The sequence below is a fragment of the Enterococcus sp. LJL90 genome (assembly GCF_056924355.1).
In genome coordinates, this window is record NZ_JBXPBQ010000005.1 from 150,170 (window position 1) to 162,812 (window position 12,643).

Genomic DNA, 12,643 nt, shown 5'->3' on the forward strand with positions numbered 1-12,643 from the left:
TAAACGTATAAATTAGTGAGAACAAGATTTTGAGAAGGTTTTTTGAGGTGATGATATGAAAAAATACATTGGCATTGATATTGGTGGAACCAATATCAAATACGGTTTAATTGACGATTTTGGACAAATTTTAGATTCAGGGAAAGTGGCAACAAAAGATAATCGTAAAGAAATTTTATCAACGATTTCAGTTATTGTTGAAAAATATCGCAGAAAAAATTGCATTGAATTTGTTGGAATTAGTGTACCCGGAGTAGTAAATGAGTTTGGCTATCTAGTCACAGGTGGAGCCATTCATTCCTTGTACGATTTTGATTTTGAACAAAAGGTGGAGGAGCGGATAGGTTTGCCGGCTTTTGTTGAAAATGATGCCAACTGTGCTTTGCTAGCTGAGAAATGGTTAGGGGCGGCGCAAGGTGTTAAGGATTGCCTAGGAATAGTTGTTGGTACTGGCATTGGTGGTGCTATGCTGATTAACAACCAAATTTATCGAGGCTTTCAGAATAAAGCAGGTGAATTTGGTTTTATGTTAGTAGACCAAATTATTGATGGCAATAGTCGTGATGCTACACTGAGCTTAAAAGGGTCAATCCATGATGGCGTGACTACGCCTTACAATCAAACGATGAATGAAAATTTCCGTGAAGCGTTACCCATTTTTGCCAAATATCCTGAAGATCAGGTAGCTAAAGAAATTATTGATAATTTTTATCAAGCTTTAGCAATTGGAATTTTCAATTTAGCTTTTTCATTAGATCCTCAAAAAATTTTAATTGGCGGAGCAATCAGTTCAGATAATCATTTCATTCAGAGATTAAATGCAGAAGTTGAACAGATAAAAAATGGTCACGGGGATATGGCTAATTTAGTAACGCCACCAATCGTTGCCTGTGATTTAAAAAATGATGCGGGGATAATTGGCGCGGTGTATTGTGGCTTGAGTCATTTAAAAAAGAATCAAGCACAAAATTTTCAAAAGGAGGGTTTCTCAATTGGCTAAGTTACAGAAAAGATTACCAACAGCTTTTCCTGAGAATTTTTTATGGGGTGGTGCAATTGCCGCTCATCAGGCAGAAGGCGCTTGGAATGAAGATGGCAAAGGTGTCAGTATTTGCGATGTTTTGACCGGCGGGGGTCGAGGAAAGCGGCGAAAGATAACAGATGGCCTAAAAGCTGGCTATAATTATCCCAACCAGACAGCAATTGATTTTTACCATACATTTAAAGAAGACATTCGTTTGTTTGCCGAAATGGGTTTTAAAGCTTTCCGCTTTTCAATCAACTGGGCCCGCATTTTTCCTAAGGGAGATGAGGAGATGCCCAATGAAGCAGGTTTAAAATTTTATGATGATGTTTTGGATGAATTAGCAAAATATCAGATTGAGCCAATTATTACTTTATGCCATTTTGAAATGCCGTATTATTTAGCAGAACATTATGGCGGATTTAGAAATCGCAAAGTCATTGATTTCTTTGTTCATTATGTCAAGACCGTTATGACCCGTTATCGCAACAAAGTGATTTATTGGCTAACATTTAATGAAATAAATAATCAACTGCGGCATCTGGATGACTTAGCAGTTTACACTAATTCAGGAATAATTTTTAAACCAGGTGAAAATCATCAGGAAGTCGTTTTACAGGCCGTTCATCATGAGTTTGTTGCCAGTGCTCAAGCTGTTATTGCTGGAAAACAGATTAACCCAAATTTTCAAATCGGCTGTATGCTGGCAGCAGAACCAATTTATCCGGCTTCAGATAATCCAGCAGATATTATGACAGCTGAAATAAGTAATCGTAATCTTTATCTTTTTGGCGACGTTTTTGCTAGAGGAAGCTACCCCAATTACTTTTATCGAATGCTGGAAAATGAAAATTTGACGATTGAGATTGCCGAAACTGATTTAGATCTTTTAGCAAAAGGGACGGTTGATTTTATCAGTCTTAGTTATTATCAAACAAGCGTAGTCAAATTTGATGAAGAAAACGGAGCAGTTTACGTGGATAATGCCTATACCAAAAAAACTAATTGGGGCTGGAGTATCGATCCAATCGGCTTACGTTATAGTTTGGTGAAATTATATGAGCGTTATCAGTTGCCATTAATTATTGTTGAATATGGTTTTGGTGAAGAGGAACATCTAGAAAACGGGACAGTTATTGATAGTCAGAGGATAGAATTACTCAAACAGCATATCCAGCAAATGGAGTTGGCAATTGTTGAGGACGGTGTTGAATTATTTGGTTTTACTGCATGGGGCTGTATTGATTTAGTCTCTTTTAGCACCGGCGAAATGAAAAAAAGATATGGTTTTATTTATGTAGATCGAGATGATCAAGGCTTGGGAACAAATCAACGTTACTTAAAGCAATCTTTTTACTGGTATCGAGATTTATTGGCGGTCAATGGGGATTTAAGGAGGCTAGAAAATGGACATGCAATTAAAACCAACTGAAAAAGATACGTTGGGCCAAAGATTTAAACGTTTTTGGAAAACTTTTTTTAAGCAATGGCGATTGCAGGCTATGGCAATTCCAGGTGTTGTCTATATGATTATTTTCAGCTTTATACCAATCTATGGCCTGTCGATTGCCTTCAAAAATTATACTGTTATCGATACTATCGGCGGTGCCGAGTGGGTCGGTTGGGACAATTTTATGATTATATTAAATGATAAATATTTTTGGCAGGCAGTGGTCAATACAATTGGCATTAGCGCATTAAAATTGTCATTTGGCTTCATTGTTCCAATTATCATTGCCATTATGATTTACGAATTGCGGGGCGGTGTATTTAAAAGGATAATTCAAACGATTTCCTACATGCCCCACTTTCTTTCGTGGATTATTCTCGGCGGGATGTTGATTACTTGGTTTTCTTCTACGGGAATGATTAATCAGCTCCTAAGTTTTATCGGCTTTCAAACGCAGCAAAATCATATGCTGGATGCGGATAAGTATTGGTGGATTGCCGCCCTATCAGATGTCTGGAAAAGTGCTGGGTGGGGGACCATTTTGTATTTAGCAACGATGGCCAAAATTGATCCAACCTACTATGAAGCCGCCAAAATGGATGGCGCTAGTCGCATGCGTCAAATCTGGAGCATTACGATTCCTATGATGAAAAATATTATTTCTTTAAATTTGATTCTTTCTGTTAGCGCTTTATTTAATTCTAATTTGGATCAAACTTTAGTGCTGATGAATTCGCAGAATCAACCAAAGTCTGAAGTTATCAATTCTTATGTTTACCGTGTTGGGTTGATGCAGGGAGATTTTTCTTATGCCACTGCGGTTGGCTTAGGAATCGCCATTATTTCAGTCGCTCTACTGATTATTACAAACTTGATTACAAAAAAAATGAACGACAATCAGTCGGTACTTTAACTAGGAGGTGAAAAGATGGACATGACTGAAAAAAAACAACAGCTCACAACCAAAAAAAAGCACAAAAACAAGATTAAAGAAGGAAAGGTTTTTACAGTTGTTAATACCCTGCTGTTAATTCTATTCACCGTGATTATTATTGTACCGCTGTGGAATGTAGTGGCTTCATCCTTTGCCTCAAACGAAGCTTTAGCTAAAGGCGATTTTATCTTCTTCCCTTCAGAGGTATCTTTAAACAATTACCAAGCGGTTTTTCAAGATAACACTATCTGGCGAGCATTAGGAGTTTCAATTGGCCGCACTGTCATTGGGGTGGTTGCTCATACTTTGTTCTGCGCAATCGTTGCCTATGCTCTTTCTAAGAGGAACTTAAAAGGCCGTAAATTATACAGCTCAATGGGCATTGTTACGATGTTTTTCGCTGGTGGAATTATCCCAACCTATTTGTTAATCAAATCGCTTGGATTGTTAAATTCATTTTGGGTGTATATCATACCAGCACTTTTCAGCTATTACGATGTGATTATCTTAATGAATTTCTTCCGAGATGTGCCTGATTCATTAGAGGAATCTGCAAAAATGGATGGTGCCAATGACTGGTTTATTTTTTCAAAAATATATTTACCTTTGTCAAAGCCGGCAATAGCGACAATTGCCATGTTTCATGGAGTCTGGCAATGGAATGACTTTATGTCAGCTAAACTTTATATTACAGACCAGACACTATATCCATTACAAATGAAGCTCTATGAAATTATTGTGCAAACACAGGCAGCAGCTCAAAATATGAACGCTGGTTTTGTAATTGAAACTACTTCAAAAGGCATACAGTTAGCAACAATTGTCATTACGACAATTCCAATTTTATTAATTTATCCATTGCTACAAAAGCATTTTGTTTCTGGAATGATGTTAGGAGCCGTTAAAGAATAGGAGAGAGAAAATGAAAAAGAAAAGTTTGATTTTTATTGCAGGTGCTACATTGTTATTGAGTGGTTGTGGAGGCGGCAGTGAAGCCAAGGATGAAAGTAGCGGGACGCTACCGGATTTAGGAGATCGCTATGAGTTGGATGCTAGCACGCCTGCTTGGCAGCTGGACACTAAAGAAGATAATAAACTGACTTGGTATGTCAATCTGAGTGGTGGGACAGTAGTTTTGGGGAAGACTTAGTGACCAAAAAAATCAAAGAAGACTTAGATATCGATATTGAATTTATTATTGGTGACGATACTAAACTAAACACCTTCTTTGCTAGTGGTGATATGCCAGATATTATTTCTATCTTTGATGCAAATGCTTCTATTGCAAGACAAGCTGAGTCATGGGCATGGCCATTACAGGATTTAGCAGAAAAGTATGATCCTTACTTTCTGGATGTAGCTAGTGAAGAGACATTGGACTGGTACCAACTATCAGACGGCAAATCTTATGGATATCCAGACTACTCTAATACAGCTGAGGACTATGCCAGCGGGACTATTCATGGAAATGATGGGCTAATTATTCGTGAAGATGTTTATGAAGCAATCGGTCGACCAGATATGACGACACCCGAAGGTTTTTTAGAGGCATTGAATTCTATTAAAGAGCAATTTCCTGATTTAATTCCTCTAGGCTTTAATGATTTACCTAAAGATGGATTAACAACTAATTCGCTTGATTGGGTTGTTCAAGACTTGATTGGTGTGCCTTATCTTGACGGCGATCAGTATAATGATCGAAATTTAGACGAAGATTATATCACATGGCTAAAAACGTTACGTCAAGCTCATGAGAACGGAGCAATAAGTGATGACTCCTTCACTGACGATAATGAAACTTTTAAAAATAAAATTTCTTCTGGGAAATATGCAGCTGTTTTGATGTCAAGCTTCATTAACCATGGTGGGCCTATCCAAGCCTTTGCCTCAAGCAATCCTGATGGAGCATATATGGCTATCGATGCAGTTCAAAGTACTGTCGGCAACGAACCAATTTTAACTCAAGCAGGTATTTCAGGCTGGATGATTAATTATATCACCAAGGATGCAAAGGACCCTGCCAAAGCTATTCAAGTTTTCACCTACTTATTGAGTGATTACGGTCAAATGCTAACTACTTACGGAATTGAAGGAGAAACCTATGAATATGTTTCTGATGATGAAATTCAATTTACTCCCGAAGCATTAGAAGTTCAACAAAGTGACCCAGACAAATGGAAAAAAGAATATCGAGTTGGGGAGTTTTGTCAATTCGGTCACGATAAGTATCGGGCGCTAAATCCACAATCCTATCAGGAAGCACTCCATCAAATGATGGCTTGGGCAGATGACAAATTACAACCACAATTTGAAACGGAAAATATTGAACCTGATCCGGGGACAAGTGAGGCGAGGGCGTTAAGTGCTATTAAAACCAATTGGAGTACAACATTGGTTTCTGCTATCCGGGCTAGCAGTGACGAGGAAGTCGATCGGCTGATTACGGAATATGAAACTTTCCAAGATCAAAATAGTATTGAAGAAATTAATCAAATTAAAAATGAAAAAATTGCTGAAAATAAAGAAAAATTGGGAATGTAACAAATCTTGTTAGGTAAAACAAAAGTTTGATGACTTTTGTTTTACCTTATTGCTATGGTTTAACGAGCTTTAGCTTGAGATGAAATGAGGGGAAATATGAAAACTAAAATAAAATATCTATTAATTATCAGTTTTGTGGCATGTTTTTTTCCCGTAATCGCAAAAGCCACCACACCTGATTTTGATTTTATTAAAGATATGATTGAGATGAGGCAGTCTCCTTGGTATGAGACGTATCAAGAGGTTTTAGAGGATGTAGAAAAGACTAAAGATAATCCAACTCATGCAGTTGAAAATTGGGAAGTTCCAGGCTTTTATGCTAACAAAGAAGGGCATATTGCAGCTAAAGATGGTATGGAGCAAGATGCGACTAAAGTATTATCAAATGCTATTGCATATCAGGTTACTCGAGATGAGAAATATGCAAATGAAGCCATTCAAATCATTGACTCCTGGAGTATGACAAATAAAAAAGTATCAGGCTCCGATGGAGATTTAGTTTCTAGTTATCTAATCTCGGGAATGATTCAAGGTGCTTCTTATGTCAAAGATTATCCAGATTGGTCAGAAGAATCTCAAGAAAGTTTTGAAAATTGGGTTGAGGAAGTCTTATTACCAATATGGCAAAGAAGAATCCATAACCAAAACAATTGGGGGGATTGGGCTTTATTTGCTCAAACAACCTACTATTCATATAAAGGAGATGTCGCTAAGCTACAAGAGAATGCCAATATTTTAAAGGCGAAAATCGAAAGTAATATAACAACCGATGGATTTATGCCCCATGAAGCTAGAGGAGGAGCATCCTTTTGGTATCATTATTTTGCATTAGCTCCCATGACAAATACCGCAAAAATCATTTATGACGAGATTGGAATTGATCTATTAAATTATGAAAATGAAGATGGTATTGGCTTGAGGAAAGCGGTGACCAATATTGTCGATTTTGCTAGTGGAAAAAAATCTTTTGTTGATTGGCCACATGAGTATGGTGGAAATAACCAAGGTTATGTAAAATTTTTAACAGCTAATGAATATCCTTTGGCAATGGTTGAAGGACTAGCCGATTTTTATCAAGACAAAAATTTTGAAACATTTACCAGACCGTATCGTCCGATTGCTGGACATATAAATGTTGATACCGGTAACTATCATCATTTCACATGGCAGTATTCTGGATTGTTTAAGACTAACTCAGTTTTACTTTCCAATAACTCATATGAGAGAATTGAGGCGGAAAGAGTATCAGGAAAAGAAAAGATTGATATAGAAAATTTTCCCAATAAAACAGAGAACCAGATTTTGACTAAACTGGATAACGGTGATTATTTTTGGTATAACTATGTAAATTTTGGCATTAGTGGTATGGATTATATTGATGTAAATTATACAACTAATTCTAATGATGGTAGATTAATTGTTAGAAAGGATTCGTTGAACGGACCAATCATAAGTCAGGTCAATCTGACATCAACTGGTGGATGGAATAATTATCAAACTACACGGGTACCGATAATTGTTACCAATGACGTTCAAAATGTTTTTATATCTGTTGAAAAAGATTCTAAAGGAAGTGCGGGAAACATAGATTGGTTAGCATTTGGCCGTTTTGATGATTCAGAAGAAATTGATTTTAGCCAGTTAAATAAAGAATTGAATGTATTTGATTCTTTGACACCCGAAATTTATGTTCGTGAGACTTGGATTGCTTATGAAAATGAAATTACTTTGGGGAAAGCGATCTTGACTGAAACAGATATAACTCAACGTGAAATTAATCAAAAAATTATTGATATTAAAACTGCTTATAATTTACTAGAAACTGATTTACAATTTGTTGAACCTTTGATAATTTCTGACGAGATAACCAATTTATCTGAGGACAAGGCTTTCAAAAAAAATGGGTCACTACATCCAGCTTCTAGTCAAAGTAGCTTATCTTATTATATAGATGTGCCGAAAACAGGAGTGTACAAGCTGAAGTTGCGTCTGACTAATTCCTCTTCAATTGTTGATGGATTAAGTGTCATGGCGAATAGCGAAACTGTTGCGAAACTGAGTTTTCCTTATATTTGGAATGATACGAATGAGGTTAATTATCTAATTAATTTGGATGAAGGAAAGCAAGTTTTAGAATTTGCATCTACAGTGCAAAACTATTCCATTTTCGAAATACAGTTAAGTGAGGTTCAATTTCAACCAATCAATTATCAACAACAAATTTTTCCAATAGAAAACTATCTATCTGATTCCTACTCTCAAGGTCATATTTTAGAAATGAAGACTGACCGTTTCAATTTAGGCTATTTGGAGGTTGATACTCAGATTATTTTACCTTTAGCTATTGAAGAAAGTGGGTGGTACGACTTCTCTGTAGAATATTCTTATAAAGGAAGTCTACTGCCGGAAATAGTTTTACCTTCGGCCAGCATGTCACTCCCAGAAACATCTGATTACTCCAAGTATCAAAAATCAGAAGACATGAAAATCTGGCTTGAAAAAGGACAGCAAATGTTGCCAATAAATTTTAATAATTCAGGCGTCAATCTACGAGAGATTTACTTTGTAAGGAAATAATAATCACGGAGGAATAGAAAATGGAAAGACGAAATGTTGTTGATACGAAAATCTATCAAATTTTAACTAGAGGTTATCAATTAATCGTGTTAAATTTGCTGATGCTTTTATTTTCTCTTCCTCTGATAACAATAGGAAGTGTCTTGGCTTCGGGATATGAAATTTCCTTTAAAATGCAACGTCACCAAGAAAAACATATAGCTAAAGAATTCATTGCAATGTTTTGTAAAAACTTTAAAAAAGCAACAATCAGTTGGTTGATTTTTTTACTAGGGCTAAGCGGAGTTTTTGTTTTTTCTGGAACCATCCAAGCTACATTAAATGTTGGCGGTCTTGTGAGATATTTAATTCTGCTGCTTGTAACTGTCTATATTTTAGCTTTTCTATATGTATTTCCGTTAATTGGTTATTCTGAAAACAGCGTGAAGGCGCATTTTGTTGTCGGATTGGTCATGTCATTTAAAAATATGGGGCAAAGTATTTTAGCATTCTTAGTCTTTGCTTGTGCAGTAGTGTCACCACTGTATATGCCAATCACTATCATCTTGGTACTTTTTATCGGAATTTCTTTACCAGTATTCTTGAACTCAATCATTTTTAAAAAGGTTTTTGAAAAATATCAGTTCAGTAGTACGGAGGAAATAGATTAATTATGAAAAGGAGTCAGTATGGGAACTTTTGAAATAAAAGAAGATTTTTTATTAGACGGTCAGCCTTTTCAAATAATTTCTGGGAGTATTCATTACTTTAGAGTAGTGCCGGAATATTGGCTTGACCGCCTTGAAAAATTGAGACTAATGGGATGCAATACGGTAGAAACCTATGTGCCTTGGAATTTGCATGAAGCTCAAGAGGGAGTATTCAATTTTGAGAAGGGCTTGGATTTGCGGCGTTTTATCCAGACTGCTCAACAGGTCGGTCTCTATGTAATCTTACGCCCAGCGCCATATATTTGTGCTGAATGGGAATTTGGTGGCTTACCTTATTGGCTGCTAAAAGATCCTTTCATGAAAATCAGATTTAGCTACCCGCCATATTTAGAAAAGGTGAAAAACTATTTTGAGCGGCTTTTCTTGGAATTTATTGACCTCCAAATTGACCAAGAAGGGCCAATTATTTTAATGCAGGTTGAAAATGAGTATGGCGGATATGGCAATGACAAAAATTATCTATACCAACAAGCTCAGCTGATGCGAGAACTTGGTGTGACAATTCCCTTAATAACCTCAGATGGCCCTTGGCAGGACAATTTGGAGAACGGCTCGATACCTGATGTTGCACTGCCAACAATCAATTGCGGGTCTAAAATTAAAGAAAACTTCCAAAAATTAGCAACTTTTCAGGGAGAAAAACGACCTAAGATGGTCACAGAATTTTGGATTGGCTGGTTTGATGCCTGGGGGGATGAAACTCATCATCAAACGGATAGATTTGATGCGAATCAGGAGTTAGCAGATGCGTTGCATGAAGGTTCTGTAAATATCTACATGTTTCATGGTGGAACAAATTTTGGCTTTATGAATGGAGCGAATTACTATGAAAAATTAGCGCCAGATGTGACCAGCTATGACTACGATGCGCCCTTAAGTGAATCAGGGGAAATTACTCCAAAGTATTTAGCTTTTCAAAAGACTATCTCCCAGTTTGCTTCACTGCCTTCTTTTCCATTGAGTACAACGATTAAGAAAATAAATTATGGTGAAATTAAGCTGATGGACAGCGTTTCATTAATAGCTACTTTATCTCAAATTAGCCAACCAATCTCTTCACCTTACCCGGTCTCGATGGAGATGCTAGACCAAGGATACGGTTATATTTATTACCAAAGTGAGATTGGTGCAGCTCGTACAATTGAAGACTTTCGTTTGATAAATTGCAATGATCGCGCTCAAATCATGGTAAACAATCAGCTTTTATTCACTCAGTATGACAAAGAAATTGGTAAGAAGGTTGCGTTTGATTTAACCGAGGCAAAAAATACATTAGGCATTTTAGTTGAAAATATGGGGCGGGTAAATTATTCGGTAAAAATGAATCATCAAACCAAAGGGATTCGTGACGGGGTCATTCTCAATGGTGCTTTTCAGAGCCAGTGGCAAATCTATTCTCTAACGATGGATAATTTAGAGAAAATTGATTTTTCTGGTGATTTTATTTCTGGCATGCCAAGTTTTTATAGATTTATCTTCAATGTGACTGAGATTGGCGATACTTTTATTGATTGTCGTGGCTGGGGGAAAGGTTTTGTTACTGTAAATGGGTTTAACATTGGTCGCTTCTGGGAGATTGGCCCACAGGAGCGTTTATATATCCCGGGTCCTTTATTAAAGTTAGGTGAAAATGAAATAATTATTTTTGAAACGGAAGGGAAATCTAGTGATAAGATTATACTTTCAGATGAAGCTAAATTAGGATAGAAATCATAAACAAAAAAGGAGTTAGCATATGTTTGATAAGCATAATCGCTTAGTATTCGTCGGCGATTCTATTACTGATTGTAATCGTAATTACAATACAACAATTGGTGCTGTCGATTCTCTAGGGGAAGGGTATGTTAGTTTAATCAATGCTTACACCACAGCATTCCACCCTGAGAAAGAGTTGATGATAATCAATCAAGGTGTTGGTGGTAATCGAGTAACGGATTTAAAAGCCCGTTGGCAAGAAATTTTAGATTTGAAGCCTGATTATTTAACCATTATGATAGGGATAAATGATGTCTGGCGTCATTTTGATAATAAATTTACCCAGATAGAACAAGTTAATATAATACTTTTTGAGCAGACTTATACGGAACTTATCAAACAGAGCTTAGCCGCTCATTCAAAGATAATTCTGCTGTCTGCATTCATGCTAGAAGCAAATAATCTTGATCCGATGAAACAAATGGTCGCAGAATATAATGAAATCACAAAAAAGATTGCAGCTAATTTTTCATTGACATATATTGATATTCAAGCTGAAATGGACAAATTTACAGCAATTCAATCTTCCTATGCTCTATCGTCAGACCGTGTGCATCTGTCACTGCCTGGACATGCTATTATTGCAAAATCTTGGTTGGAAACTGTGGATTTGGATAGATGAAATGTGATTTTATCAAATAGCCATAGTCCTATATATTGTTGTCCTTTAGCTTCAATCTATTAACGACGGATTTCATCTAATTAGATAGTAATTAATTTTTCATTACCAACTAAAATCTGCTGGTAGTGATTTTTTATGTTAAATAAATGATAAGTGTAGCAGATAAAATTAGGTTTATAGACTATTCAAAAATTATTTATCCCATTAAAGTAAAGGCAATGACACAATGAAAACTGTTCCTTGTCCAGAATTATTTTTTAACTGGATGGTACCGTGATGTTTTTCGATAATACTCTTGGCAAGAGTCAAACCCAATCCAGAGCCGCCAGTATCTCTGCTCCGGGAGGCGTCCACTCGATAAAAAGGTGCAAATATTTTTTGCTTCTCTGCATCCGAGATGCCAATGCCTGTATCTACAATAGAAATTTCGACAAACGTTTCCTGTTGATGAATCCCAACAGAGACACTGCCAAATTCTTCATTATATTTAAAGCTGTTTTCAATAATGTTATAAAAAGCTTGCTGAAGAAGCTGTGCATGACCTTTGATAATGGTTGTCGAGAAATTCTTATTTAAGTGAATAGTCGGATAATTTGGAGCTAAACTAGTCAAGATAGTTTCCAGCATAGTATCTAAAGGGATTTTCTCAAATAGTTCGGACTGAACAGAATTGTTAAGCTCCAGTAAGCTAGTAATGATATCATTCAAACGATTAGTTTGTTTACTAATAATTTGGATTAACTGGTTGACATCAGGATCCACCTCAGGAAATTTTTTTTGGAAAATATCCAGTTTAGTTCGTAAAATCGCGACTGGTGTGCGCAATTCATGAGCCGCATTGGCTGAGAAATTTTGTTGAAGAGCAAAGGAATCGTTTAGTTTTTGAGTCATTCCGTTGAAGGCAGTAGTCAAATTGGTTATATCTGAATTATACTGGGACAACTGGATAGTTTCAGATAAGTTATTGACATCAATTTCAGTCATTTTATCTTGGAGTGTACCCAATGGCTTTAATAATTTTTTAGTCAGT

11 protein-coding genes are annotated in these 12,643 nt (G+C 36.3%); 10 read left to right on the plus strand and 1 reads right to left on the minus strand.

From position 1 onward, the window contains the following. Positions 1-55: 55 nt before the first annotated feature. The 10 genes from AC1Z3S_RS12595 (at position 56) to AC1Z3S_RS12640 (ending at position 11,613) form a co-directional block, all read left to right on the plus strand. On the plus strand, positions 56-1,000 hold the full coding sequence (locus AC1Z3S_RS12595) for an ROK family protein (RefSeq protein ID WP_461740655.1): 945 nt from the start codon (positions 56-58) through the stop codon (positions 998-1,000). Beyond that, positions 993-2,456 (plus strand): 6-phospho-beta-glucosidase, encoded by a 1,464-nt coding sequence (locus AC1Z3S_RS12600; RefSeq protein ID WP_461740656.1) that lies wholly within the window; start codon positions 993-995, stop codon positions 2,454-2,456. The genes AC1Z3S_RS12595 and AC1Z3S_RS12600 overlap by 8 nt, the downstream gene beginning before the upstream one ends. Continuing rightward, positions 2,437-3,387 (plus strand): ABC transporter permease, encoded by a 951-nt coding sequence (locus AC1Z3S_RS12605; RefSeq protein WP_461740760.1) that lies wholly within the window; start codon positions 2,437-2,439, stop codon positions 3,385-3,387. Before AC1Z3S_RS12600 ends, AC1Z3S_RS12605 begins: the two co-directional genes overlap by 20 nt. Before the next feature lie 21 nt (positions 3,388-3,408). Then, positions 3,409-4,320, plus strand: coding sequence for a carbohydrate ABC transporter permease (locus AC1Z3S_RS12610; RefSeq protein ID WP_265459862.1), 912 nt, complete (start codon positions 3,409-3,411; stop codon positions 4,318-4,320). 10 nt (positions 4,321-4,330) lie between these two features. After that, positions 4,331-4,558: a hypothetical protein gene (locus tag AC1Z3S_RS12615; RefSeq protein WP_461740657.1), complete on the plus strand. Its 228-nt coding sequence runs from the start codon at positions 4,331-4,333 to the stop codon at positions 4,556-4,558. Further along, positions 4,558-5,949 carry a type 2 periplasmic-binding domain-containing protein gene (locus AC1Z3S_RS12620; protein ID WP_461740658.1) on the plus strand — a complete coding sequence of 464 codons (1,392 nt, stop codon included), beginning with the start codon at positions 4,558-4,560 and terminating at the stop codon, positions 5,947-5,949. The genes AC1Z3S_RS12615 and AC1Z3S_RS12620 overlap by 1 nt, the downstream gene beginning before the upstream one ends. Positions 5,950-6,045: 96 nt before the next feature. Next, a complete protein-coding gene (locus tag AC1Z3S_RS12625; protein WP_461740659.1) occupies positions 6,046-8,526 on the plus strand; it encodes an alginate lyase family protein in 2,481 nt (826 codons plus the stop codon). A 20-nt stretch (positions 8,527-8,546) separates the two neighbouring features. Continuing rightward, entirely contained in the window at positions 8,547-9,176 is a 630-nt protein-coding gene (locus AC1Z3S_RS12630; protein ID WP_461740660.1) for a DUF624 domain-containing protein, read from the plus strand. An 18-nt stretch (positions 9,177-9,194) separates the two neighbouring features. Then, complete coding sequence (locus AC1Z3S_RS12635; protein WP_461740661.1) at positions 9,195-10,943, plus strand: glycoside hydrolase family 35 protein; 1,749 nt, start codon at positions 9,195-9,197, stop codon at positions 10,941-10,943. Between the two features lie 28 nt (positions 10,944-10,971). Continuing rightward, complete coding sequence (locus tag AC1Z3S_RS12640) at positions 10,972-11,613, plus strand: SGNH/GDSL hydrolase family protein (protein WP_461740662.1); 642 nt, start codon at positions 10,972-10,974, stop codon at positions 11,611-11,613. A 204-nt stretch (positions 11,614-11,817) separates the two neighbouring features. On the opposite strand, the gene AC1Z3S_RS12645 is transcribed toward AC1Z3S_RS12640, so the two are convergent. Beyond that, entirely contained in the window at positions 11,818-12,642 is an 825-nt protein-coding gene (locus AC1Z3S_RS12645) for a HAMP domain-containing sensor histidine kinase (RefSeq protein ID WP_461740761.1), read from the minus strand. Between the last annotated feature and the right edge of the window lies 1 nt (position 12,643).